This is a genomic window from Paenarthrobacter sp. PH39-S1, from assembly GCF_030063245.1.
Classification (GTDB): Bacteria; Actinomycetota; Actinomycetes; order Actinomycetales; family Micrococcaceae; genus Arthrobacter_M.
Window position 1 is genome coordinate 69,910 of record NZ_JASISR010000008.1, and the last position, 26,111, is coordinate 96,020.

The window sequence follows — 26,111 nt, forward strand, 5'->3', positions numbered from 1 at the left end:
TTTTATTTCCTCGTTAAAGTGGTCTCCGCTTATGAAAGCGGACCGCCGAAGATGTCGATTGTGCCTTCTTTGAGGGTCACGATGGCACGCTTGGTGCCCTTGCGCTGACCCCATCCGAACTTGGTCCGCTTGCGCTTACCGGCACGATTGAGAGTGTTGATCGATTCGACCTTGACGGAGAAAATCTTCTCCACGGCCAACTTGATCTCGGTCTTGTTCGAGCGGGGGTCGACCAGGAAGGTGTACTTACCTTCATCGATCAAGCCGTAGCTCTTTTCCGATACGACGGGTGCAATGACGACGTCGCGCGGATCCTTGATGGTGGCGGCGCTCACTTGGCGTCCTCCTCGGTTACTGGGGCTTCGACAGATGCCTCGGCCGCAGCCTTCGGAGCGGCCTTGGCCTTGGGGGCGGCCTTAGCTGCGGCTGCGTCAACCACCACTGAATCAACCACCACCGCTTCAATTGCAGCGTCGTCGGCGGCGGCGTCAACATCCTCAAGTCCGAGCAGCGCACCGGAAGCGAAAGCCTCCGCAGCAGCGTTGCCGGACACGAAAGCATCGTAGGCAGCCTTGGTGAAGACAACGTCGTCGGAAACCAGCACGTCGTAGGTGTTCAGCTGATCCACGTACAGCACGTGCAGGTCCGGCAGGTTGCGCACGGACAGTGCCACGACGTCGTTTGACCGCTCAATCGCGACGAGCAGGTTCTTGCGCGCGGTGAGTGAACGCAATGCTGCCAGCGCTTCCTTGGCGGACGGCTTGGAGCCGCTCACCAGGTCGGCGACGACGTGGATACGGCCGTTGCGTGCCCGGTCGGAGAGAGCGCCGCGCAGTGCAGCTGCCTTCATCTTCTTGGGTGTGCGCTGGGAGTAGTCACGCGGTGTCGGCCCATGGACAACGCCACCACCGGTCATGTGAGGAGCACGGATGGAACCCTGACGGGCGCGGCCGGTGCCCTTCTGCTTGAATGGCTTACGGCCTGCACCGGATACCTCGGCGCGGGTCTTCGTCTTGTGCGTGCCCTGGCGGGCAGCGGCAAGCTGAGCCACGACGACCTGGTGCAGCAACGGCACGTTGGTCTGAACGTCGAAGATCTCTGCAGGCAGGTCTACGGAAATAGTCTTTGCCATTTGGTTATGCTCCCTTCACGGCAGTGCGCACGAGGACGACCTGGCCGCGGGCGCCGGGAACGGCACCCTTGATGAGCAGCAGCGACTTCGCGGCGTCAACGCCATGAACCGTGAGGTTCAGCGTGGTGTGACGGACGGCGCCCATGCGGCCGGCCATGCGCACGCCCTTGAATACGCGGCTGGGGGTGGATGCGCCACCGATGGAGCCAGGCTTGCGGTGGTTCTTGTGAGCACCGTGCGAGGCACCGACGCCATGGAAGCCGTGACGCTTCATAACGCCGGCGAAGCCCTTGCCCTTTGAAGTACCGACGACGTCGACCTTCTGGCCGGCTTCGAAGATCTCCACGGAGAGCTCCTGGCCGAGGGTGTAGGAGTCGGCGTCCGCGGTGCGCAGCTCGACGACGTGGCGACGGGGGGTGACACCGGCCTTGTCAAAGTGACCAGCCAGCGGCTTGGTGACCTTGCGCGGGTCGATCTGGCCGTAGCCGATCTGGACGGCGGTGTAGCCATCAAGGTCTGCATTGCGCAGCTGGGTGATGACGTTGGAATCGGCCTGGACGACGGTAACCGGCACAAGCCGGTTGTTTTCGTCCCAGACCTGGGTCATGCCGAGCTTCGTGCCCAGGATGCCCTTAACGTTGCGGGTAGCGGTCATAGTTTCTCAGCCCCTCCCTACAGTTTGATTTCGATGTTCACGTCGGCCGGCAGGTCAAGACGCATAAGCGAGTCAACAGCCTTCGGCGTGGGGTCGATGATGTCGATCAGACGCTTGTGCGTGCGCATTTCAAAGTGCTCGCGGCTGTCCTTGTACTTGTGAGGCGAACGGATAACGCAGTACACGTTCTTTTCCGTCGGCAGCGGCACGGGGCCGACCACCGTTGCGCCTGCGCGCGTGACCGTCTCAACGATCTTCCGTGCTGATACGTCAATGACCTCATGGTCATATGACTTCAGCCGGATGCGGATTTTTTGTCCCGCCATGGCGTCGTGACTCTCTTTCCTGACATAGCGCCCTGCACTAGCGACACTGTTGACTAAACGCTGTTTACTTACTCGTTCTGCCGGGCACCCGGTACTACCCGGTGCCCAGCGGTGCGGCTCTCACAGCCACGCTTCCAGCGGACTGAATCCGGACATATCCGGGTTCCTCAATCGGCCGAAGCTCCGACCCCCGCGGTCGGGCGTGTCGCGGATCTAATGCGCACATACCCGTAAACCGCAAGGAGGTGGGTTATGTTTGGGCTTCAACTTGGACCCTGGCACCGAGCATTATCTCGATCGGGACACGAAGAAGCGCTTGAACAACTTATCCAGTATGGCGGATATCCGCGGCAAATGCCAATTCCCCAGCCGTCAGCGCCTGCCCCGGCGCCCGGAAAGCCATGGTTTCCCGCCCGGAGGCCGTGTGAGATGCTGGTGCTGTGACAGGGGCCACGCCCGTGCCTGATGTGCTGGGCAGTTTGTTCATCCCGGTTGTTTATTCCCGTCTTCTTCCGGACCCCGCACCACCGCCGGTCCTGTCGCCGTCGCCCATGTAAAGGATGTCCGCTGATGACCGGCTCTGCGCTTTCCCTCCCGGCTCTCGCCGCACTGCTGCCAGCGGATTTCACCCTGGGCGTGGCCACCGCTGCCTTTCAGATTGAAGGCGGTGTGCGCGAAGGCGGGCGTGGCCCATCGGGCTGGGACGACTTCACCCGGCAGAGCGGCCGGATCCTGAACGCGGACACCGCAGATGTTTCCTGCGACCACTACCACCGTTTCGCCGAGGACATAGCCTTGATGAAGGACCTCGGCGTTGACTCCTACCGGCTTTCGCTGGCCTGGCCAAGGGTTCAGCCGGGCGGCAGCGGGGCCGCCAACCCCGCCGGTCTGGCGTTCTACGACCAGCTCGTGGATGACCTGCTGGCCGCAGGCATCAAGCCGATGGCCACGCTCTACCACTGGGACACTCCGCTCCCCCTGGAGCTGGCCGGCGGCTGGCTGACGCGTTCAACCGCAGAGCGCTTTGGCGAGTATGCGGCACTCGCCGGGGCGGCCCTCGGCGACAGGGTGGACAAGTGGATCACCGTCAACGAGCCGTCCTCGGTTACGCTCAACGGCTATGGGCTCGGCGTGCACGCCCCCGGCCGGGCCCTGCTCTTTGATGGTCTCCCTGCAGCCCACCACCAACTGCTGGGACATGGACTGGCGGTTCAGGCTTTGCGTTCGGCCGGGGCCACAGGCGGAATTGGCATCACCAACGTGCACACGCCGGTGGTCCCGGCGGCTGTTGACGATACCGGCGACCAGCTCTTCGCCGAGCTCTTCGATCTGCTGCACAACCGCATCTTTGCGGACCCGGTACTTCTGGGCCGGTACCCCGAAGTTCCCGCGTTCCTTGCCCCTGTCTTTGAGCCGCTGCTCGCCATGCCTGCGGCCGATCTCGAGACGATCCGACAGCCGCTGGATTTTTACGGGCTGAACTACTACGCGCCGACCAGGATCGCCGCCGGCCCGGGACCCTCCGGCACCGCGGCCGGCACCGGGGACGGCACCGCCAACGCGCTGGCCGGGCTGCCGTTCCGGCTGGAACCCTGGCCGGAGTATCCACAGACCGCGTTCGGCTGGCCGGTTGCGCCTGACTATTTTTCCACCGCGCTGGAGCAAATGGCGAACCGCTACGGTGCCGACCTGCCTCCCGTCTACATCACGGAAAACGGCGCGAGCTTCCCGGACGAGCTCACGACCGGAGGTCGGATCGAAGACAGTCGGCGGATTGACTATCTCGGCGCGCACCTGGCCGCGGCCGTGGACGCCGTGCAGCCCGGCGGCCCCGCCGCGGCCCTGGAACTGCGGGGATACTACATCTGGTCCCTGTTGGACAATTTTGAATGGGCCGCCGGTTACTCTCAACGCTTCGGGCTGGTCCACGTCGACTTCGAGACCCTGGTCCGCACGCCGAAGGACTCCTACTATTGGCTGCAGGAACTCATCAGGCTTCGGCCGTAGCGTACGCGGCGTTAAACGCCAAAGGGCGCCCCTCCGAAGTGGAGTGACGCCCTGACGCGAGCCGGCTAGCACCGGGTCCCTACGTGGCGACGAAGTCGACACGAAAAGGTATGCCGAACGCGCTACTTGACGATCTTGGTGACGCGGCCTGAGCCAACGGTGCGGCCACCCTCACGGATGGCGAAGCCGAGGCCTTCTTCCATGGCGATCGGCTGGATCAGCGCGACAGTCATTTCGGTGTTGTCGCCGGGCATAACCATTTCCGTACCCTCGGGCAGGGTGATGACGCCGGTAACATCCGTGGTGCGGAAGTAGAACTGCGGGCGGTAGTTGGAGTAGAACGGGTTGTGACGCCCGCCTTCGTCCTTCGCCAGGATGTAGACGTTGGCCTCGAAATCGGTGTGCGGGGTAATGGAACCCGGCTTGACGATAACCTGGCCACGCTCTACGTCTTCGCGCTTGATACCGCGCAGCAGCAGACCACAGTTCTCGCCGGCCCATGCCTCGTCGAGCTGCTTGTGGAACATTTCGATACCGGTAACGGTGGTCTTCTGGACCGGACGGATACCAACAATTTCAACTTCAGAGTTGATCTTGAGGGTACCGCGCTCGGCGCGACCCGTGACAACGGTTCCCCGGCCGGTGATGGTGAAGACATCTTCAACCGGCATCAGGAACGGCTTGTCCTTGTCGCGGATCGGATCCGGAACGCTCTCGTCCACGGCATCCATCAGGTCCTCAACGGACTTGACCCATACCGGATCGCCTTCCAGGGCCTTCAGGCCCGAAACGCGCACCACGGGAGCGTTGTCGCCGTCGAAGCCCTGCGCGGTGAGCAGCTCACGAACTTCCATTTCGACGAGGTCGAGGAGCTCCTCGTCATCCACCATGTCCGACTTATTCAGCGCAACCAGCAGGTAGGGAACGCCAACCTGGCGGGCGAGCAGAACGTGCTCGCGGGTCTGGGCCATCGGGCCATCGGTAGCGGCAACCACGAGGATCGCGCCGTCCATCTGCGCTGCACCAGTAATCATGTTCTTGATGTAGTCAGCGTGGCCGGGAGCATCGACGTGTGCATAATGACGCTTCTCGGTCTGGTACTCAACATGGGAGATGTTGATGGTAATGCCGCGCTGCTTCTCCTCAGGAGCAGAGTCAATCGACGCGAAGTCGCGCTGCTCGTTGATCGTCGGGTACTTGTCGTACAGTACCTTGGAGATGGCAGCCGTCAGCGTCGTCTTACCATGGTCAACGTGACCGATGGTGCCGATGTTAACGTGCGGCTTAGTCCGCTCGAACTTTGCCTTTGCCACAGGTTCCTCCTAGAACGTTTTGAGAAGACTTACTCGTCAGCGGCGCTTTTCGCTACTGAAACTTCAGCAAGTCTACTGGGGGGCTTTGGGTTTGGTGAAATTGCCGGTTTCTTCGGGCATCGGCTGCAATGCCCTCGGCGTTGTTGCTACTTGCTGGTTGTTACTCGCCGCGGTTCTTCTGGATGATCTCGTCGGCAACAGCCTTCGGAACCTCAGAGTAGCTGTCGAACTTCATCGAGTACACGGCACGGCCCTGGGTCTTGGACCGAAGGTCACCGATGTATCCGAACATCCCCGACAGCGGCACGTGGGCAACGATTACCTTCACGCCGCTTGCATCCTCCATCGACTGCATCTGGCCACGACGGGAGTTGAGGTCACCGATTACTTCACCCATGTATTCCTCAGGGGTGCGGACTTCAACTTCCATCAGCGGTTCGAGCAGAACCGGGTTCGCCATCCGTGCGGCTTCCTTGAAAGCCATCCGGCCGGCGATCTTGAACGCCATTTCAGACGAGTCGACGTCGTGGTAGGCGCCATCAAGCAGTTTCGCTCTGATGCCCACAACCGGGTAACCGGCCAGGACACCATCATTGAGCGCGTCCTGGATGCCGGCGTCAACGCTGGGGATGTATTCACGCGGAATACGGCCACCGCTGACCTTGTTCTCGAAGGCATACAGCACGCCTTCAACAACATCCATCGGCTCAATCGCAATCTGCACCTTGGCAAACTGACCGGAACCACCGGTCTGCTTCTTGTGGGTGTAGTCGTGCTTGACGACGGCGCGCTTGATGGTTTCGCGGTACGCGACCTGCGGCTTGCCCACGTTGGCTTCAACGTGGAATTCACGGCGCATACGGTCAACCAGGATATCCAGGTGCAGCTCACCCATGCCGGCAATGATGGTCTGCCCGGTGTCCTCGTTGAGGGAGACCTGGAAGGTCGGGTCCTCTTCGGAGAGCTTCTGGATGGCGGTAGAGAGTTTCTCTTGGTCACCCTTGGTCTTCGGCTCGATCGCAACCGAGATCACGGGCTCCGGGAAGCTCATGGACTCGAGCACGATCGGGGCCGCAAGGTCGCACAGCGTGTCGCCGGTAGTGGTGTCCTTCAGGCCGATCGCCGCGTAGATGTGCCCCGTGGTGACCCCGTCCACCGGGTTTTCCTTGTTGGCGTGCATCTGGAACAGCTTGCCGATGCGTTCCTTCTTGTTCTTGGTGGAGTTCAGCACCTGCGTTCCCGAGGATGCATGCCCGGAGTACACGCGGATGTAGGTCAGACGCCCGAAGAACGGGTGCGTCACAACCTTGAACGCGAGAGCCGAGAACGGCGCCTGCGAATTTGCCGCCCGCGTGACAATCTTCTCTTCATCGCGCACGTCGTGACCCTGAATATCAGGAACGTCCAGCGGCGACGGAAGGTAGGAGACAACCGCGTCCAGCATCGGCTGGACGCCCTTGTTCTTGAACGCAGATCCGCACAGCACCGGGTAAATCTGGCTGCTGACGGTCAGCGTACGGATGCCCGCCTTGATCTCGGCGACGGTGAGTTCTTCACCACCGAGGTATTTCTCCATCAGCTCGTCGTCGGATTCGGCGACGGTTTCGAGCATGGCGGCGCGGTACTCTTCGGCCTTGGCCTGCAGCCCGGCGGGGATGGGTTCAACGGTGTACTTGGCACCCATCTCGGTCTCGCCACGCCAGGTGAGCGCACGCATTTCGATCAGATCGACAACGCCTTCAAATTCGCTCTCCGAGCCGATCGGCAGCTGGAGAACCAGCGGCTTGGCACCCAGTCGCTTGATGATGGTGTCCACGGTGAAGTAGAAGTCCGCGCCGAGCTTGTCCATCTTGTTGACGAAGCAGATACGGGGAACATCATACTTATCGGCCTGGCGCCATACCGTCTCGGACTGCGGTTCCACCCCTTCCTTGCCGTCAAACACGGCGACGGCGCCGTCGAGGACGCGCAGTGAGCGCTCCACCTCAACGGTGAAGTCGACGTGACCGGGGGTGTCGATGATGTTGATCTGGTTGTTGTCCCAGAAGCAGGTGGTGGCGGCGGAGGTGATCGTAATGCCACGTTCCTGCTCCTGTGCCATCCAGTCCATGGTCGAGGCACCGTCGTGCGTTTCACCAATTTTGTGGTTCACGCCCGTGTAGAACAAGATGCGCTCGGTGGTGGTGGTCTTGCCTGCATCAATGTGAGCCATGATGCCAATATTGCGGACCTTACTAAGGTCGGTAAGCACGTCGAGTGCCACGGTGTCTCCCTTTGTCGGAAAGCCTTTTTTCCGGCCGACGACGTCAGGCTAGTGCCGCCGTCGTCGGCCGAAAGGTTCTACCAGCGGTAGTGGGCGAAGGCCTTGTTGGACTCGGCCATCTTATGAGTGTCTTCGCGCCGCTTCACGGCCGCACCAAGACCGTTGGAGGCATCCAGAATCTCGTTACGCAGACGCTCGGTCATGGTCTTCTCGCGGCGGCCCTTGGAGTAGCCGACCAGCCAACGCAACGCCAGCGCGGTTGCGCGGCCCGGCTTGACCTCAACGGGAACCTGGTAGGTCGCGCCACCGACACGGCGGGACTTGACCTCAAGGCTGGGCTTGATGTTTTCCATGGCCTTCTTCAGAGCGGCAACGGGGTCTCCCCCGGACTTCTCCTGAGCGCCCGCGAGTGCGCCGTACACGATGCGCTCTGCGGTGGACTTCTTGCCGTCAACGAGGACCTTATTGATCAGCTGCGTGACCAACGGCGAACCGTAAACGGGATCAATGACTAGCGGCCGCTTGGGGGCCGGACCCTTGCGAGGCATATTACTTCTTCTCCATCTTTGCACCGTAGCGGCTGCGGGCCTGCTTGCGGTTCTTTACGCCCTGGGTATCAAGTGCACCGCGGACGATCTTGTAACGAACACCGGGAAGGTCCTTAACACGACCACCGCGGACGAGCACAATGGAGTGCTCCTGCAGGTTGTGGCCCACACCGGGGATGTAGGCGGTTACTTCCACGCCACCGTTGAGGCGCACGCGGGCAACCTTCCGCAGAGCCGAGTTAGGCTTCTTCGGAGTCGTGGTGTAAACACGGGTGCACACGCCGCGGCGCATGGGGCTTCCCTTAAGAGCGGGAGCCTTGGTCTTTGAGATCTTAGGGGAGCGGCCCTTACGGACCAACTGCTGAATCGTAGGCACTTTCGTGTTCTCCGTTTTTTCTCGAGAGGGTTCTCGTGTTGCTTTGCCCCGCCACTCACCTGCGTAGCCGCGTGTGGTGAGCGCTGAAGCGAAGCCCTATCATTCGTCGTCGCACCCTACGCGGCCTGAGCGCACCTAGGCATGCAAAAATGTGGCATTCGTTGCACAGGAACCCTGCAACCCGGAACTGCGTTGCGAGGCAACCGCCTCACAGCACATTCATCCACTGCCACACTAACAATTGTTAACCAGTCTAACACGCCGCCGGGCCGCCCATTGACTTCGGCTGCTCCCGCCGTTTCGGACCTCTTGACGCAGCCACCGGGCCGGAGCACTCTCAGGGTGGCGCATGCGTTTCCCTGGCCCGCCGGGCCTGCTCATGCGCCAGGAGGGTGACCCGCCATGACAAGGACCAACTCCCATTACGGATGGATTCCCGATCTGCCGGACCAGCGTGATCATCTGTACGCCGTTCCCCCACCGTTGGTCGCCAAACTTCCGGCCAAGGTCGATCTGACCCCGCAATGCCCGCCGGTCTATGACCAGGGACAGCTCGGCTCCTGTACCGGCAATGGCATCGCGGGGAGCCTGCAGTTCGACGCCATGAAAGAGGGGCTTCCCGACACTTCCGTCCCCTCCCGGCTGTTCATCTACTACAACGAGCGCGTGATCGAGGGCACTGTCGGCTCGGATTCCGGTGCGATGATCCGGGACGGGATTAGGACGGTGGCCCAAACGGGCGCCTGTGATGAATCGAACTGGCCGTACGACATCACAAAATTTTCGGTCAAACCTCCGGACAGCTGCTTTCAGCAGGCCGGCTCCCACCGGGCGATCAGCTATTCACGCGTGGTCCAATCGCTGGGACAGCTGAAGGGATGCCTTGCCTCCGGCTATCCAATCGTCTTCGGCTTTACCGTGTACGAGAGCTTCGAAGAGCCCACCGTCACCTCCACCGGAACGGTACCAATGCCGGCGTCCAATGAGAAGGTCCTGGGCGGCCATTGCGTGCTGGCGGTCGGCTATGACGACGCGGCACAGCGCTTCGTCATCCGGAATTCCTGGGGCAGCGGATGGGGCAAGCAGGGCTATGCCACCATGCCGTACGCGTATCTATTGACCAGCGCACTGTCCACCGATTTCTGGACCATCCGGTCCACGAGCTGAGCGTCGGCGGACGGCGGGTCCCCCGCACGCAGGGCCATTGACGCCGGGTCCATCAACGAGGTCCGTAAACGAGGGCCATAAACGAGGGCCATAAACGAGGGCGGCCCCGCACCGGAAGGTGCGGGGCCGCCGTCGTCGTTCGCCGCCTCCCAAGCTTCGCAAGCTCAGCTTGGGACCCTCGGCAGCTTTCTTAGCTCAGCTAGTTGCTGAAACCGGTACCCAGGTCGTAGTCATCCAACGGGATGGCATGGAACTCCGGTGATAGGTCTCCGCCGACGCCGGTGTAGTCAAAGTCGCTGAAGGCGCTCGGGCCGGTGAACAGGTTGGCCTTCGCTTCCTCGGTCGGCTCCACCTTGACGTTGGTGTAGCGCGGCAGGCCGGTCCCGGCAGGGATCAGCTTACCGATGATGACATTTTCCTTCAGGCCCAACAGCGGATCGCTCTTGCCTTCCATGGCCGCCTGCGTGAGGACGCGGGTGGTCTCCTGGAAGGATGCTGCGGACAGCCAGGACTCGGTGGCCAGCGAAGCCTTGGTGATACCCATCAGCTCGTTACGGCCCGACGCCGGCTGCTTGCCTTCGGATACCACGCGGCGGTTCTCGGATTCGAACCGTCCGCGCTCTGCCAGCTCGCCCGGCAGGAGGTTGGATTCGCCGGATTCGATGACCGTAACGCGGCGCAGCATCTGGCGGACGATAACCTCGACGTGCTTGTCGTGGATCCCCACACCCTGGCTGCGGTAGACACGCTGGACTTCCTCCACCAGATGCTTCTGAGCGGCACGCGGGCCTAGAATACGCAGCACCTGCTTCGGGTCAACTGCACCCACCACCAGCTTCTGGCCGACCTCCACGTGATCGCCATCGGCAACCTGCAGACGCGCACGGCGCAGCACCGGGTACGCGATTTCCTCGGTACCGTCGTCGGGAGTCAGCACCAGCCGCATCTGACGCTCGGACTCTTCGATGCTGATGCGTCCGGCCGCCTCGGCGATCGGGGCAACACCCTTGGGCGTGCGTGCCTCGAAGAGCTCCTGAATACGCGGCAGACCCTGCGTGATGTCCTCACCGCGGCTGGCCGAAACAGCACCACCGGTGTGGAACGTACGCATGGTCAGCTGGGTACCGGGCTCACCAATGGACTGTGCGGCGATGATGCCTACGGCCTCACCTATGTCCACGGTCTTACCGGTGGCCAGTGAACGGCCGTAGCACAGGGCACAGGTTCCGACGGCGGACTCACAGGTGAGTACGGAGCGGACCTTGACGTCGGTGATGCCGGCGGCGAAGAGCTCGCCGATCAGCACGTCGCCGACGTCGGCACCGGCCTCGGCCAGCATCTTGCCGGTGGAATCCAGCACTTCGGTGGCCAGGGTACGGGCGTAAACGCTGTTCTCGACCTCCTCGTGCAGCGTGAGCTCGCCATTGGCATCCACCACGGCGATCGGCAGGGTCAGGCCCCGCTCGGTGCCGCAGTCATCTTCACGGACGATGACGTCCTGCGAAACGTCCACCAGACGGCGGGTCAGGTAACCCGAGTTGGCGGTACGCAGCGCCGTATCGGCCAGTCCCTTGCGGGCACCGTGCGTGGCAATGAAGTATTCCAGCACCGACAGGCCCTCGCGGTAGGAGGACTTGATCGGTCGGGGAATAATCTCACCCTTCGGGTTGGCCACGAGGCCGCGGATACCGGCAATCTGACGGACCTGCATCCAGTTCCCACGGGCACCGGATGAAACCATCCGGTTGATCGTGTTGGAAGCGGAAAGGTTCTTCCGCATCACATCGGCGATCTCGTTGGTGGCCTGGTTCCAGATGTCGATCAGTTCCTGACGGCGCTCGTCATCGGCGATCAGGCCCTTCTCGAACTGGGACTGCACCTTGGCGGCCTTAGCCTCGTAACCCTCCAGAATGGCGGGCTTCTCCTTGGGCACCTCAATGTCGGAGATGGCCACGGTGACACCGGAGCGCGTGGCCCAGTAGAAACCGGCATCCTTGAGGTTATCCAGCGTCGCCGCCACAACAACCTTCGGGTAACGCTCTGCCAGGTCGTTCACGATCGTGGAGAGCTCGCCCTTGTCAGCGACATTCTCCACCCACGGGTAGTCCTCGGGCAGGGTCTCATTGAAGATGACCTGTCCCAGCGACGTGTTGACGATGGCCGGCTGACCGGCCTCCCAGCCTTCCGGAGCTTCCCAGCCCGCGTACGGGACAAAGTTGTCCAACCGGATCTTGACCTGCGAATTCAGGTGCAGCACACCCGCATCGTGGGCCATGATGGCTTCTGCCGCTGTGGTGAAAGACCTGCCTTCCCCGGCGGAACCGGAGCGCTTGGTGGTCAGGTGGTACAGACCAATGATCATGTCCTGTGAAGGGAGGGTCACCGGACGGCCGTCCGAGGGCTTCAGGATGTTGTTCGAGGACAGCATCAGAATGCGTGCCTCGGCCTGCGCCTCGGGGCTCAGCGGCAGGTGCACTGCCATCTGGTCGCCGTCGAAGTCGGCGTTGAACGCGCCACAGACCAGCGGGTGCAGCTGGATGGCCTTACCCTCCACCAGCTGGGGCTCGAACGCCTGGATACCCAAACGGTGCAGGGTTGGTGCACGGTTCAGCAGTACCGGGTGCTCGGTGATGATCTCCTCGAGCACATCCCAGACCTGTGGGCGGAAACGCTCCACCATCCGCTTGGCGCTCTTGATGTTCTGCGCATGGTTCAGATCAACCAGGCGCTTCATCACGAACGGCTTGAAGAGCTCCAGCGCCATCTGTTTGGGCAGACCACACTGGTGCAGCTTCAGCTGCGGCCCGACGACGATCACGGAACGGCCGGAGTAGTCTACGCGCTTACCCAGCAGGTTCTGGCGGAAACGACCCTGCTTGCCCTTGAGCATGTCGGAGAGCGATTTCAGCGGACGGTTACCCGGTCCGGTGACCGGGCGGCCGCGCCGGCCGTTGTCGAAGAGGCTGTCAACGGCCTCCTGAAGCATCCGCTTCTCGTTGTTGACAATGATCTCCGGCGCGCCCAGATCGAGCAGCCGCTTGAGACGGTTGTTGCGGTTGATCACGCGGCGGTACAGGTCGTTCAGGTCCGAGGTGGCGAAACGGCCACCGTCGAGCTGGACCATCGGGCGCAGTTCCGGCGGTATCACCGGGACAGCATCCAGCACCATGCCGAGCGGGGAGTTGTTGGTGGTCAGGAACGCGTTGACCACCTTCAGCCGCTTCAGGGCGCGGGTCTTGCGCTGGCCCTTGCCGTTGGCGATGATGTCGCGCAGCAGCTCGCCTTCGGCGGGCATGTCGAAGCTTTCCAGCCGCTTCTTGATCGCCTCGGCGCCCATGGAGCCCTCGAAGAACATGCCGTAGCGGTCACGCAGCTCGCGGTACAGGCCCTCATCGCCTTCGAGATCGGCAACCTTGAGCCCCTTGAAACGGTCCCACACCTGGGTGAGGCGCTCGATTTCCGCATCCGCACGCTTGCGGATGTTGGCCATCTGTCGGTCCGCGGAGTCGCGGGCCTTCTTCTTCTCGGCCGCCTTGGCGCCCTCGCCCTCGAGACGGGCAAGCTCGTTCTCCAGATCCTGGGCCACCGTGGCGATGTCCGAATCGCGGGTATCGACGAGCTGCTTCGTCTCCAGGTCATGCTCGACCTGCAGGTTCGGCAGTTCCGCGTGGCGCGCTTCCTCATCGACGCTGGTGATCATGTAGGCAGCGAAGTAGATGACCTTTTCGAGGTCCTTCGGGGCCAGGTCAAGGAGGTAGCCCAGACGGGACGGGACACCCTTGAAGTACCAAATGTGCGTGACCGGTGCGGCCAGCTCGATGTGCCCCATCCGCTCGCGGCGCACCTTCGCACGGGTGACCTCGACGCCGCAGCGCTCACAGATGATGCCCTTGAAACGGACGCGCTTGTACTTGCCGCAGTAGCACTCCCAGTCCCGGGACGGGCCGAAGATCTTCTCGCAGAAGAGGCCGTCTTTCTCGGGCTTGAGCGTACGGTAGTTGATGGTTTCCGGCTTCTTGACTTCGCCGTGCGACCAGTCGCGGATATCATCCGCGGTGGCCAGGCCGATCTGCATGAGGCCGAAGGAGGATTCGCTGGACATATGGTCCCTGTTCTCTCTTGTTCTCTAATTCTGAATGTCTATGCGGGTGCGGAGGGAAGTTCGACGGCGGCGTACCCGGCTTTCGCCGGTTGACCGCCCGGAACGGCGGGCCGAAGGTATCTTCGGCCGCGGACGGCCTTCGATCCTTGGCGCCCGCCTTCCTCCGGACGGCCCAACCGGCTAGTGACTAGGCTCGGGGGAAGGCGTGCGCCAAGCGACTAAGGCCGCCCGCGGCTGCAGGAGCCTTCGGCACGCCGTCCCGAGCCTAGGCACTAGCGCCTAAACTTCCTCGACGGAATTCGGCTCGGCCCGTGAAAGGTCGATGCCCAGTTCCTCCGCTGCCCGGAAGACTTCTTCATCCGAGTCACGCATCTCAATCGTGGTGCCGTCGGTGGAAAGGACTTCCACGTTCAGGCACAGCGACTGCATTTCCTTGATCAGAACCTTGAAGGATTCGGGGATACCCGGCTCCGGAATGTTCTCGCCCTTGACGATGGCCTCATAGACCTTCACGCGGCCGTGGATGTCATCGGACTTGATCGTCAATAGTTCCTGCAGCGTGTATGCCGCGCCATAGGCCTCCAGTGCCCACACTTCCATCTCACCAAAGCGCTGTCCGCCGAACTGCGCCTTACCGCCCAAGGGCTGCTGGGTGATCATGGAGTACGGACCGGTGGAGCGGGCGTGGATCTTGTCGTCCACCAGGTGGTGGAGCTTCAGGATGTACATGTAGCCCACTGAAATCGGGTCCGGGAACTGCTCGCCGGAACGGCCGTCGAAAAGCACGGTCTTTCCGGAGGAGTCGATCAGGCGCACACCGTCTCGGGTGAGCGTCGTCGAATCGAGCAGGCCGGTGATTTCTTCCTCACGGGCGCCGTCGAACACGGGCGTGGCAACCGTCGTCTGGCCGGAAACCCGGGGCAGATTCGGCAGGTTCTTGACCCATTCCGGCTCTCCCTCGATGTTCCAACCGGTCTTCGCGACCCAGCCGAGGTGCGTTTCCAGCACCTGGCCGACGTTCATGCGGCCCGGAACACCCAGCGGGTTGAGCACGATGTCGACCGGGGTACCGTCAGCCAGGAACGGCATGTCCTCGATCGGCAGGATCTTGGAGATAACACCCTTGTTGCCGTGCCGGCCGGCCAGCTTGTCACCATCGGTGATCTTGCGCTTGTTGGCTACGTAGATGCGCACCAACTGGTTGACGCCCGGGGGCAGCTCGTCGTCGGAGTCGCGGTCAAAGATCCGGACGCCGATGACGGTGCCGGACTCGCCGTGCGGAACCTTCAGCGAGGTGTCGCGGACTTCGCGGCTCTTCTCACCGAAAATGGCGCGCAGCAGACGCTCTTCCGGAGTCAGTTCGGTCTCGCCCTTGGGAGTGACCTTGCCGACCAGGATGTCGCCGGCCTCTACCTCGGCACCGATGTGGATGATGCCGCGCTCGTCCAGACCGGCGAGGATTTCCTCGGAGACGTTCGGGATGTCGCGGGTGATTTCTTCGGCACCGAGCTTGGTGTCGCGGGCATCAATCTCATGCTCTTCGATGTGGATGGAGGAGAGTACATCCTCGGCCACAATGCGCTGGCTGAGGATGATCGCGTCCTCATAGTTGTGGCCTTCCCAGGACATGAATGCCACGAGCAGGTTCTTCCCCAGTGCAAGCTCCCCCTGATCCGTGGCGGGACCGTCGGCGATGATGCCGCCGACTTCCAGCCGCAGGCCCTCGGAGACCAGGACGCGCTGGTTGTACGCGGTGCCCTGGTTGGAGCGGTGGTACTTGGCAATCGGGTACTTCGTTTCGGTGCCGTCGTCGTTGAGCATGACGACCAGGTCCGCCGAAACCTCGGAGACCACCCCCGCCTTCTTGGCAATGACGACGTCGCCTGCGTCGACCGCCGTCGCGCGCTCCATGCCGGTGCCCACGAAAGGAGCCTCGGAACGGACCAGCGGCACGGCCTGGCGCTGCATGTTCGCACCCATCAGGGCGCGGTTGGCGTCGTCATGCTCCAGGAACGGGATCAGGGCGGTAGCCACCGACACCATCTGGCGCGGCGACACGTCCATGTACTCGACCTCGGCGGCCGGAATAAGCACCGGCTCGCCGCCACCGCCGCGCTGGCGGACCAGGACGGTTTCCTCGGCAAAGTCGCTGTCAGTCGTCAGCGGCGCGTTGGCCTGGGCAATGACAACTTCAACCTCGTCATCGGCGGTGAGGTAATCGACATCGTCGCTCACGTGGCCGTTGGCAACCTTGCGGTACGGCGTCTCGATGAAACCGAAGGGGTTGATCCGGCCGTAGGACGCCAGCGATCCGATCAGACCGATGTTCGGGCCTTCAGGGGTCTCGATGGGACACATGCGTCCGTAGTGCGACGGGTGAACGTCACGGACCTCCATGCCGGCGCGGTCACGGGACAGACCACCCGGGCCGAGCGCGGAAAGACGGCGTTTGTGCGTCAGACCGGCCAGCGGGTTGTTCTGGTCCATGAACTGCGACAGCTGCGACGTTCCGAAGAACTCCTTGATCGCGGCCACCACCGGACGGATGTTGATCAGGGTCTGCGGCGTGATCGCTTCGACGTCTTGGGTCGTCATGCGCTCGCGGACAACGCGTTCCATCCGGGAAAGACCGGTGCGGACCTGGTTCTCGATCAGCTCGCCGACGGCGCGGATACGGCGGTTGCCGAAGTGGTCGATGTCGTCGGTTTCGACGCGGAGCTCGTGCGCCTTGCCGTCGCGCTTGCCGGCCAGCGTCTTGTCGCCGTTGTGCAGCGCAACCAGGAACTTGATCATCGCGACGATGTCGTCGATGTCCAGCACCGATGCATCATCGGCGTTGAGCTGCTTGTCGATGCCGAGTTTGCGGTTGATCTTGTAACGGCCGACCTTGGCCAGATCGTAGCGCTTCGGGTTGAAGTACAGGTTGTGCAGCAGTGCGTCGGCAGCCTCGACTGTGGGCGGCTCGCCCGGACGCAGCTTCCGGTAGATGTCCAGCAAGGCATCTTCGCGGGTCACGGTGGTGTCTTTTTCCATCGTGGCACGGATGGAGTCGTACTGGCCAAATTCCTCGAGGATCTGGCCCTCGCTCCAGCCAAGTGCCTTCAGCAGGACGGTGACCGACTGCTTGCGCTTGCGGTCAAGGCGGACGCCGACCTGATCACGCTTGTCGATTTCGAGTTCAAACCAGGCGCCGCGGGACGGGATGATCTTGGCGGTGAAGATGTCCTTATCGCTCGTCTTGTCCGCGGTGCGCTCAAAGTACGCACCCGGGGAACGGACCAGCTGGGAGACGACGACGCGCTCGGTGCCGTTGATGACGAAGGTACCTTTCTCCGTCATCAACGGGAAGTCGCCCATGAACACCGTCTGCTGCTTGATCTCACCGGTGTTGTTGTTCATGAACTCGGCCTTCACGTACAGCGGAGCCGCAAAGGTCGCGTCGCGGTCCTTGCACTCAGCCATCGTGTACTTCGGATCGGAGAACTCCGGTTCCGAGAAGGACAGGGACATGGTGCCCTGGAAATCCTCGATCGGGGAGATCTCTTCGAAGATGTCGGCCAGCCCCGATGTGGTGGCGACACTCTGGTCCCCGGATTCCACGGCGACGTGCATTCGTGACTGCCAGCGCTCATTGCCGACGAGCCAGTCAAAGCTCTCGGTCTGCAGCGCGAGCAGATTCGGAACGTCAAGGGGCTCATGAATCTTTGCGAATGAGATACGACGCGTGGCACCATCGGTGCTGTTGGTATCAATAGCGGTTGAAGCACTGGTTACATTAGCGCTGTTTACATTAGAGGTGCTCGAGGCGACCAAGAGGGATCCTTCCACAGACCTTCAGGCGTGTTCTGCGAAACCCTTACCGTTCTTCGAACTGATTCGACGCCAAACTGACCCGCTGCGTTCGGCGAACACAACTGATTTCATGGCAAAGCCCACCGCTATATGAAGGCTGAAGGTTAAGAGGGGAGACGCAAAGATCCACAATACGGCAAATCGCCGGCCATGTCCAATGGACCATCCATCATACGCCTCGTCGAGAATTTCTGTGCGCGTGGAGTGCCCGTGCCGGAAATATCCCGCCGCGGCAAGCTGTTAGATTCTATGTGAGCGGCGCCTCAAATTGACCAGCGCCGGTGACGTGACGAACTCCGACCCGATGAAAGCGAAGTGCTCTTCCATGACCGCAAATCCTTCTGACGTTGTCATCTTGTCCGGGGCGCGGACACCCTTCGGGCGACTGAACGGCCAGCTGGGCGGATTCACCGCCGTCGAGCTGGGCGCCAAGGCCATTACCGGCGCGCTGGACCGGGCGGGCGTCAGTGCCGGTCAGGTGGACGCCGTCATTATGGGCCAGGTAATCCAGGCCGGAGCCGGCCAGAACCCGGCCCGGCAGAGCGCGATTGCAGCCGGTATCGGCTGGAATGTCCCCACCGTGACGATCAACAAGGTGTGCCTGTCCGGACTGGCCGCCATCACGGATGCCGCCCGGCTGATCCATTCCGGTGAGGCGAGCGTGGTGGTCGCCGGCGGCCAGGAGTCCATGAGCAACGGTCCGCACCTGCTCCCCGGTTCCCGCCAAGGCTGGACCTACGGTGACTTCACCGCCATCGATTCCGTTGCCCGTGACGGGCTGACCGACGCCTTTGACCATGAATCGATGGGCAGCTCCACGGAGCGGCACAACGGCCGGCTCGGCATCGACCGGCGCGCCCAGGACGAGGTTGCGGCCGCGTCCCATCAGCGCGCCTCAGCCGCCGCGGAGTCGGGAATTTTTGTCGACGAAATCGTTGCGGTGACGGTTCCCCAGCGCAAGGGCGCCGACCTTTCCGTGGCCAAGGATGAAGGTTTGCGGCCGCAGACAACGGTCGAGACGCTGGCAGGCCTGCGGCCCGCGTTCGCCAAGGACGGGACCATCACCGCCGGAAACTCCTCGCCGCTCTCCGACGGCGCCGCCGCCGTCGTGCTGAGCACCCGCGGTTATGCCGAGGACAACGGACTGCGGTGGCTCGCCGTTGTCGGCAAGCCCGGGCAGGTGGCCGGACCGGATACCTCGCTGCAGTCACAGCCCTCCAATGCGATCAACAAGGCGCTCAAACTTGCCGGTTGGGCGGTGGCGGATCTGGACTTCATCGAAATCAACGAGGCGTTCGGGGCCGTCGCCGTGCAGTCCCTGAAGGATCTTGATTACCCGCTGGAAAAGTGCAATATCCACGGCGGGGCGATCGCCATGGGACACCCCATCGGTGCGTCCGGCGCGCGGCTTGCCCTGCACGCCGCACAGGAGCTCAGCCGGCGCGGCGCCGGCAAGGCTGCGGTGTCCCTCTGCGGCGGCGGCGGCCAGGGCGAGGCCCTGTTGCTGTACCGCGACTGACCCGAAACAGGGGCTAACCCCTTACCAACGCGAGTCTGCGACACAAGCCGCGCACTGTTGGGGTCTCGCCCCGCGCAGGAGCAGTTCCTGCGCGGGGCCCACTCCCAGCAGTGCGCACAATGATCCGCCCCGATGCAAAGAAGCCCCGCACCTACCGGTGCGGGGCTTCTTTGCAACTGAGAGTGACTGTTACTTGAGGGTAACGGTTGCTCCGGCTGCTTCCAGGGATTCCTTTGCCTTCTCGGCAGCTTCCTTGGTCGCGCCTTCGAGAACAGCCTTCGGCGCGGAGTCTACGACGTCCTTGGCTTCCTTCAGTCCGAGGGAGGTCAGGGCGCGCACCTCCTTGATGACGGCAATCTTCTTGTCGCCGGCGGCTTCGAGGATAACGTCGAAGGAATCCTTCTCGGCTTCTTCCTCAGCGGCACCGGCCGCGGGGCCCGCAACGGCAACGGCGGCGGCGGTGACCTCGAAGGTCTCCTCGAAGACCTTGACGAACTCGGAGAGTTCGATGATGGTCAGTTCCTTGAAAGCTGCAATGAGCTCGTCGTTGGTGAGCTTAGCCATGTGTGGCGCTCCTTCTTGTTTTTGGCCGTGATGGCGAGTCTATAACCTAAAGTCCTCGTGGAATTCAGGATGGAACCGGGGTTGGACCCCATGAGGACTAGGCCTCGGCGGACGCTTCTGCCGCAGGCGCTTCTGCTGCCGGCTCTTCGCCGGCGGCCGGTGCTTCGGCGTCAGCGGCCGAAGCCTCAACAACGGGAGCTTCGGTGCCTTCGTCAAGCTTGAGGCGCAGCGCGTCGAGGGTGCGGGCGGCCGCAGCCATCGGGGCGAGCAGAACCGCAGCAACACGGGCCAGCTGCACTTCACGCGACTCAAGAGCCGCAAGTGCGGCAACTTCAGCAGCATCCAGCGCTCTACCTTCGAAGTAACCGGTCTTGATGACCAGCGCCTTGTTGGTCTTTGCAAAATCCGTCAGGCTCTTTGCTGCCGCAACAGCGTCACCCTTAATGAACGCGATAGCGGTCGGGCCGGCCAGGTGGCCTTCGAAAGCACCAACACCGGCTTCCTTGGCCGCAATGGCGGTCAGGGTGTTCTTGACGACCGAGAATTTGTTCTCGCGGCCGAGAGAAACACGCAGCTCCTTGAGCTGTGCAACGGTGAGCCCGCGGTATTCGGTTAGGACTGCAGCGTTGGAGGCGTTGAAATCGTTGGTGATTTCCTCCACGGCTGCCACCTTGTTCGGCGTTGCCATAACCCTCCTTCCGGGAAATTAAAGCCGGTCAGTTCGGGTCCCCGTGCCGGATGAGCAGCACATACTAAAAACGCCCCGCGCAGATGCCCGGGGCTTCGCCTCGACAGGGCATCCGGAGTCCGGATGGTGGTGGAGGCTCACTTCGTTCACCTGCGCCGGCCGCCCTAGGATAGGGACTTTCGGATGGAATTCCGCCCGTAATCCCGCACGCGATGACAGATTGTGATCACTAGCGGGGGGTGAATTTCCGTCGACCGACGGTCTTTGGTGATTTCAGCCTACGGGATGTACCCCCGGGTCGCCAAATCCTAGGTCCCGGTGCCGAGCGGCTTTTTCCACTGCCCGGTGACCCCCGCCGGCGCGAAGCCGAGCTTGCGGTTGACCTCAATCATGTAGTCCCGTTCCACCACGTTCCAGGTATAGACGGAACGGGCAAGCGGAAACCGCTCGGCCAGTAGCTCAAGATTCCCCACCTTGATCAACATGCCCAGGTTTTTCCCCCGATGCTCAGGCAGAACGATCGTGTCGTCCTGGAAAACCACGTCGTCCCGGTGTCCTAGCACCGAGATGGACGTGAAGCCAACCAGCTTGCCGATGGCCAGTTCCTCCACCGCTGTCACCAGCGTGTGCCGGCCACGCGCCTGGGCTAATGCCTCGGTCTCGCGGAGCCGGTCTACGGTCCACAGATCCTGCCCGTCGCCGTCGTGAGCAGCGTCGTCGCCGTCCGCGGCGGCGTCGGCGGCCATGGCGGCTTCCAGCGCGACGATGCATTCCGCCCACCGGTCCGGGCACTGGTCCACCCATTGATGCAGTGCGTAATCACCGCCCTGCAGTCCGCTCAATCCGGCCTTCAGTCGGGCGGCCACAGCCGGGTCCAAGGGCACGTGGCAGGCACTGAACTGCCCTACCTGCTGCAGGTCATACCCGGCACTCCGGGCGAAAATCACCTCCCGGCTGCTCAGCGGCAGATATCCCAGGCCATCGGCCGCAGTCAGGCTCTCGTCGTCGCGCTGGCCGAGGGTGGAGGCCGGATGATTCGTCTCCACCATCACCTTGCGCCGGTTTTCGCCCCGGACAAACTGCTCGGCGGCGGCGAGCAGCTCACGGCCCACGCCGTTGTTCTGGGCCGAGGGCAGAACATCCAAGGTCACGTGCGCCAGATCGGTGTTGTCGGTCAGCGGCAGGGCAATCCCGGCACGACCCACAATCACCCCGTCGACCCGCGCCAGCAGGACCACGTACCACTCATATGGGTCCGAAAATGTCTGCAGCATTTCATCCGCCGTATAGGCGAGGTCGTCATTTCCCCAGGTATGGATCCGGACCTGACGTGATACCGCCACGGACGCCAGCAGGTCCTGCGCCTCGGGACCCTCGAGGGAGTCCGGCGGCCGAAGCTGTTCGATCTGGATCGTCTTCACAAAATCCCTTCCGGACATGGACGGCCCGGCACCATACCCGCAACGTGCGGGGTACCGGGACGGCTGGGCAGATGTACCGCGTCGGTGCTGACGCTCAACGTCATTGTTGAAGCCACTTTCTCAGGGTTGATCAAATCATAGGCCCGCGGAAGGGGACACGGAGTCTGCGGGGGCGCCATCTACCGAATCCCGGCCGTCCCGGGATAGTCATCGATGACCAGTTGTAGGACAAAGTCGTGTTCCACGCGGGCGCCCAAGCGGAAGCTCTTCGTGCCGACTTCATGAAATCCGCACTTGGCGTAAAAGCGGAGCGCGCGCGTGTTTTCGCTATCGACGCCCAGCCATACCGACGCTCCGCCGAACTCGCGGGCGCGGTTGACGGAGTCATTCATGAGCCGGCGCGCCGTTCCGCCGCCGTGGTGTTCCGGATGGACATAGAACTTGCTCAGTTCGATGGCCGGCAGGGCCGTAACGGCGGCAGCCACTTTTGAATCCGACGGCGGCTCGGCCACCAGCAGGCTGTAGGCCAGCAGCGCCCCGTGCTCCTGCGCGACAAGGACCGCCGCGCGCGGATCCACGATGAAGCCGTCGAAATTCTCCGCGGCCAGATTGGACCCGATAAACGCCGCGATATCCGTTTCACCGGCGTCCGGAGGACACGCCAGCGGGAAGGTCAGCGCAGCCAGGCTGGCAAGTGCCGGAACGTCAGGGATCTGGGCTGCACGGATCGTCACGGTCATGCCGGTTCCTTTCTGGTGGTGATGGCGTGGCCGAAACCCTGCGCAGGGCAGAAAAGGACGGCGCAGGGTACAAAAAGGCCGGTGCAGCAACTGCTGCACCGGCCTTCAGCGGGCTTTTATCCCTATGCTTCCGTCAGGACTTTGGTGACGCTCGGGTCCACGGCGATGCCGGGGCCGAACGTGGTGGCGACGGTTGCCTTCTGCAGGTAACGGCCCTTGGAAGCGGACGGCTTCAGACGAAGCACCTCTTCCAGGGCTGCCGCATAGTTCTCAGCCAACTGGACGGCCCCGAAGGAGACCTTGCCGACGATGAAGTGGAGGTTGGAGTGCTTGTCCACGCGGAAGTCGATCTTTCCGCCCTTGATGTCCTGCACAGCCTTGGCAACATCGTTGGTGACGGTACCGGTCTTCGGGTTCGGCATCAGGTTGCGCGGGCCCAGGATCTTACCCAGGCGGCCGACCTTACCCATCAGGTCCGGAGTTGCCACGGCGGAGTCGAAGTCGGTCCAGCCGCCCTGGATTTTTTCGATCAGGTCGTCGGAACCAACGAAATCGGCTCCGGCTGCGATCGCTGCCTCGGCACGGTCACCCGTGGCGAAAACAAGTACGCGGGCGGTCTTACCGGTTCCGTGCGGCAGAATAACGGTTCCGCGCACCATCTGGTCCGCCTTGCGGGGGTCGACGCCCAACCGGAAAGCAACCTCTACGGTCGCATCGAACTTGGACGGGTTGGTTTCCTTGGCGAGCTTAATGGCCTCCATCGGCGCGTAGAAATTCTCCGCGTCGATCTTGGCGGCCGCTGCCTCATATGCTTTGCTGCGCTTTGCCATGCTGCTGTTTCTCCTTGTGCAGTTGTGGTCTGCGGACCGCGCTGGGCCCTGCCACCGGCGGCGGTTGGCACCTGCGCGCCCTGTCCGCCGTCGTTATCTGGTTTGTCTTGATATTCGGCGATCTCCACCCAGGCGCTGACGCCCTTGGTCGATCACCAGGGTAATGCTCGGGTTCCTCAGGCTTCGACGGTATTCAATGTGTCGAAGCCTTGCGGGACTCACTTCCGGCGGGTGCGTCGTTCCTCAACCCCCACCGTCCGTTCATTCCTCAGACTTCGACGGTGATGCCCATGGAGCGGGCGGTGCCGGCGATGATCTTCATGGCGCCTTCGATGTCCGTCGCGTTCAGATCCACCATCTTCTGCGTCGCAATCTCGGTCACCTGGGCCTTGGTCAGGTTGGCAACCTTAACGGTATGCGGGGTTCCTGAACCCTTGGCAACACCGGCGGCCTTCTTGATCAGCTCTGCAGCCGGCGGCGTCTTGGTGATGAACGTGAAGGAACGGTCTTCGTAGACCGTGATTTCCACCGGGATAACGTTTCCGCGCTGGGATTCCGTGGCAGCGTTGTACGCCTTGCAGAATTCCATGATGTTGACACCATGCTGACCAAGGGCGGGTCCGATGGGAGGCGCCGGGTTAGCGGCACCTGCCTGGATCTGCAGCTTGATGAGGCCGGTGACCTTTTTCTTGGGGGCCAATTTCGGGTCCTTCTTTCAATAACTTTCCTGGGGCGACGGAGCGCACCCCAGGTTCTTTGACCATCATGGCGTGACGGTCACCGCTCCGTTCCGGCTAAGCGGGCCGGTCCGGAGCGAAAACTAATTATACGAGCTCCAGCCCTAGATCTTTGAAACCTGATTGAACGAGAGCGTGACGGGGGTTTCACGTTCAAAGATGGAGACCAACACCACCAAGGTCTGGGATTCCGGCTTGATTTCGGAGATGGTGGCCGGCAGCGTCTCGAACGGGCCGTCCTTGACGATAACGGACTCGCCAACCTCGAAGTCGATAATCGCATCAGCTGGATGGTGCCTGACCGGTTGGCCTGCTTCGGCCTGCTCTTCCTCGAAGATCGGCGCCAGCATCGAGAAGACCTCGTCCAGACGCAGCGGGACCGGGTTGTGGGCGTTGCCCACAAAGCCTGTGACGCCGGGAGTGTGGCGGACGACACCCCACGATGCGTCGGTCAGATCCATCCGGACCAGGACGTAGCCGGGGATGCGAACGCGGTTCACGACCTTGCGCTGCGCATTCTTGATCTCCACGACCTCCTCCATCGGAACCTGGATTTCGAAGATGTGCTCTTCCATATTCAGGGACGTGATGCGGGTTTCGAGGTTCGCCTTGACGCGGTTTTCGTAGCCGGCGTAGGAGTGGATGACATACCAGTCACCGTCCTGGCGACGCAGCCTGGCCTTGAATTCATCGGCCGGGTCCACTGCGGCTTCCGCCGCGGCGACCGCGAGGGCATCGACGTCGGACGGATCGGCGACGGCGTCGCTCGGGTCGGTCTCGTCGTCGGCCGTGTCGGTGCGATCGGCGACGGCGTCGCTCGGGACGGTCTCGTCGTCAGCCGGTTCCGTGTCGTCGGACGTGTCGCCGGCGGAATCGGGCGTGTCTGCGACGGCGTCGCCCGAGTCGGTCTCGTCGTCGGCCACCTCCCCGTGCGCCTCCACGGATGATTCTTCTCCGGTTTCGGCTACAGCGGAATTCGAGTCGCCGTCTGCGTTTGCCGCAGCCGCACTTTCGTCCAGCACACTCTCGTTTACTTCGAGCTCCTGCTCAGACACGTATTTCCTGCTTTCCTAATCCGAACTTAAATGGCTCAAACCGACCCCGTACCGATGATTCCTGCGGGGTCGGCAATGTCGAGCGCCTTATTGCTCTACGGGGCCGCTTCCGCCAAAAATCCACAGGACGGCCTTACCGAAGGCAAGATCCAGGCCGGTGACGATTGCCATCATGATGATCACGAACACCAGCACCACAACCGTGTAATTCACCAGCTCTTTACGAGTCGGTGCCACAACCTTACGCAGCTCTCCGATGACTTGCCGGATGAAAAGTGCGATGCGCGCGAAGAACCCGGGCTTACTGGGCTTCGTGCTTTTCTTGGCGGGACGGCCCCGGGAGCTGCTGGCAGCTGTTTCGGTCACCAATGCCTCACTCATCCTCGTAGGTCCGGTCACCTGTTCAGAGCTGAACGGTTCCTTAGTGCTGGTTTTTCCACGCCGCTGTTTACTTCAGTGCTGGTTGTCGCTGAGCCGTGCAGCGGATCCGGGATCGATAATCGTGATGACTATCGGCCCGGGCCGCCGCACCGATTGTGCGCAGGGCAGACAGGACTCGAACCTGCAACCTGCGGTTTTGGAGACCGCTGCGCTACCAATTGCGCCACTACCCTATGTAGCCGGTGATCCCTCGCCATCCGCCCCGGCCTCCATCGGAGATCCTCTGCAGGAATCCGTCCGATAGGCGCGGTTCATCATGGCGATTTCAACACCGGGAAACAGTCTACGCAATCAAAGGCCCCACGTCGAACCGGGACGCCCGTACGCCTAAACTAGACTCGGATATCCCCACCAGGTACGAACCTCTCCAGAAAG

At 62.4% G+C, this 26,111-nt stretch carries 20 protein-coding genes, 1 tRNA gene and 1 pseudogene; 3 read left to right on the forward strand and 19 right to left on the reverse strand.

Translation table 11 applies throughout. The annotated features are described in order from the left end of the window. Window positions 1-29 precede the first annotated feature (29 nt). From rplW to rpsJ, 4 genes and pseudogenes are all read right to left on the reverse strand, one after another. Window positions 30-335, reverse strand: a complete 306-nt coding sequence (gene rplW, locus QMG52_RS07160) for a 50S ribosomal protein L23 (protein ID WP_196396943.1) — start codon at window positions 333-335, stop codon at window positions 30-32. Between the two features lie 194 nt (window positions 336-529). Next, window positions 530-1,132 (reverse strand): annotated as a pseudogene (gene rplD, locus QMG52_RS07165) (50S ribosomal protein L4); the annotation flags it as partial. A gap of 4 nt (window positions 1,133-1,136) precedes the next feature. Then, window positions 1,137-1,787, reverse strand: coding sequence for a 50S ribosomal protein L3 (gene rplC, locus QMG52_RS07170; RefSeq protein WP_283559736.1), 651 nt, complete (start codon window positions 1,785-1,787; stop codon window positions 1,137-1,139). A 17-nt stretch (window positions 1,788-1,804) separates the two neighbouring features. After that, the gene (gene rpsJ, locus QMG52_RS07175; protein WP_003803825.1) at window positions 1,805-2,113 is read right to left on the reverse strand and encodes a 30S ribosomal protein S10; all 309 of its coding nucleotides are present in this window, start codon (window positions 2,111-2,113) and stop codon (window positions 1,805-1,807) included. Window positions 2,114-2,683: 570 nt separating this feature from the next. Between rpsJ and QMG52_RS07180 the strand changes: the two genes are divergently transcribed. Further along, window positions 2,684-4,120 carry a GH1 family beta-glucosidase gene (locus QMG52_RS07180; protein ID WP_283559737.1) on the forward strand — a complete coding sequence of 479 codons (1,437 nt, stop codon included), beginning with the start codon at window positions 2,684-2,686 and terminating at the stop codon, window positions 4,118-4,120. Window positions 4,121-4,242: 122 nt separating this feature from the next. Here the strand turns inward: QMG52_RS07180 and tuf are convergent, their stop codons facing one another. From tuf to rpsL, 4 genes are all read right to left on the reverse strand, one after another. Beyond that, window positions 4,243-5,433: an elongation factor Tu gene (gene tuf / locus QMG52_RS07185; RefSeq protein WP_283559738.1), complete on the reverse strand. Its 1,191-nt coding sequence runs from the start codon at window positions 5,431-5,433 to the stop codon at window positions 4,243-4,245. 160 nt (window positions 5,434-5,593) lie between these two features. Beyond that, entirely contained in the window at window positions 5,594-7,696 is a 2,103-nt protein-coding gene (gene fusA / locus QMG52_RS07190; RefSeq protein WP_283559739.1) for an elongation factor G, read from the reverse strand. A 77-nt stretch (window positions 7,697-7,773) separates the two neighbouring features. Further along, window positions 7,774-8,244: a 30S ribosomal protein S7 gene (gene rpsG, locus QMG52_RS07195; RefSeq protein WP_196396940.1), complete on the reverse strand. Its 471-nt coding sequence runs from the start codon at window positions 8,242-8,244 to the stop codon at window positions 7,774-7,776. Between the two features lies 1 nt (window position 8,245). Beyond that, complete coding sequence (rpsL, locus tag QMG52_RS07200; RefSeq protein WP_196396939.1) at window positions 8,246-8,620, reverse strand: 30S ribosomal protein S12; 375 nt, start codon at window positions 8,618-8,620, stop codon at window positions 8,246-8,248. 402 nt (window positions 8,621-9,022) lie between these two features. On the opposite strand from rpsL, the gene QMG52_RS07205 reads away from it, so the two are divergent. Next, window positions 9,023-9,787 (forward strand): C1 family peptidase, encoded by a 765-nt coding sequence (locus QMG52_RS07205; protein WP_283559740.1) that lies wholly within the window; start codon window positions 9,023-9,025, stop codon window positions 9,785-9,787. A 199-nt stretch (window positions 9,788-9,986) separates the two neighbouring features. Here QMG52_RS07205 and QMG52_RS07210 read toward each other — a convergent pair whose 3' ends face one another. Together QMG52_RS07210 and rpoB are read right to left on the reverse strand one after the other, a co-directional pair. Continuing rightward, a complete protein-coding gene (locus QMG52_RS07210) occupies window positions 9,987-13,889 on the reverse strand; it encodes a DNA-directed RNA polymerase subunit beta' (RefSeq protein ID WP_283559741.1) in 3,903 nt (1,300 codons plus the stop codon). Window positions 13,890-14,168: 279 nt separating this feature from the next. Further along, a complete protein-coding gene (rpoB, locus tag QMG52_RS07215; protein ID WP_283559742.1) occupies window positions 14,169-17,702 on the reverse strand; it encodes a DNA-directed RNA polymerase subunit beta in 3,534 nt (1,177 codons plus the stop codon). A 364-nt stretch (window positions 17,703-18,066) separates the two neighbouring features. Between rpoB and QMG52_RS07220 the strand changes: the two genes are divergently transcribed. Further along, window positions 18,067-19,260: an acetyl-CoA C-acetyltransferase gene (locus QMG52_RS07220; RefSeq protein WP_283559743.1), complete on the forward strand. Its 1,194-nt coding sequence runs from the start codon at window positions 18,067-18,069 to the stop codon at window positions 19,258-19,260. Window positions 19,261-19,449: 189 nt separating this feature from the next. Here the strand turns inward: QMG52_RS07220 and rplL are convergent, their stop codons facing one another. From rplL to QMG52_RS07265, 9 genes are all read right to left on the reverse strand, one after another. Further along, on the reverse strand, window positions 19,450-19,824 hold the full coding sequence (gene rplL, locus QMG52_RS07225; RefSeq protein WP_283559744.1) for a 50S ribosomal protein L7/L12: 375 nt from the start codon (window positions 19,822-19,824) through the stop codon (window positions 19,450-19,452). Between the two features lie 97 nt (window positions 19,825-19,921). Beyond that, window positions 19,922-20,512 (reverse strand): 50S ribosomal protein L10, encoded by a 591-nt coding sequence (gene rplJ / locus QMG52_RS07230; RefSeq protein WP_283559746.1) that lies wholly within the window; start codon window positions 20,510-20,512, stop codon window positions 19,922-19,924. A 308-nt stretch (window positions 20,513-20,820) separates the two neighbouring features. Further along, on the reverse strand, window positions 20,821-21,933 hold the full coding sequence (locus QMG52_RS07235; RefSeq protein WP_283559747.1) for a GNAT family N-acetyltransferase: 1,113 nt from the start codon (window positions 21,931-21,933) through the stop codon (window positions 20,821-20,823). A gap of 179 nt (window positions 21,934-22,112) precedes the next feature. After that, complete coding sequence (locus tag QMG52_RS07240) at window positions 22,113-22,673, reverse strand: GNAT family N-acetyltransferase (protein WP_283559748.1); 561 nt, start codon at window positions 22,671-22,673, stop codon at window positions 22,113-22,115. A gap of 122 nt (window positions 22,674-22,795) precedes the next feature. After that, window positions 22,796-23,503: a 50S ribosomal protein L1 gene (gene rplA, locus QMG52_RS07245; protein WP_283559749.1), complete on the reverse strand. Its 708-nt coding sequence runs from the start codon at window positions 23,501-23,503 to the stop codon at window positions 22,796-22,798. 268 nt (window positions 23,504-23,771) lie between these two features. Then, a complete protein-coding gene (gene rplK / locus QMG52_RS07250; RefSeq protein ID WP_283559750.1) occupies window positions 23,772-24,203 on the reverse strand; it encodes a 50S ribosomal protein L11 in 432 nt (143 codons plus the stop codon). 141 nt (window positions 24,204-24,344) lie between these two features. Beyond that, complete coding sequence (gene nusG / locus QMG52_RS07255; RefSeq protein WP_283559751.1) at window positions 24,345-25,295, reverse strand: transcription termination/antitermination protein NusG; 951 nt, start codon at window positions 25,293-25,295, stop codon at window positions 24,345-24,347. Window positions 25,296-25,382: 87 nt separating this feature from the next. After that, entirely contained in the window at window positions 25,383-25,676 is a 294-nt protein-coding gene (secE, locus tag QMG52_RS07260) for a preprotein translocase subunit SecE (RefSeq protein ID WP_283559752.1), read from the reverse strand. A gap of 160 nt (window positions 25,677-25,836) precedes the next feature. Beyond that, window positions 25,837-25,909 (reverse strand) — tRNA-Trp (locus tag QMG52_RS07265). Window positions 25,910-26,111 lie beyond the last annotated feature (202 nt).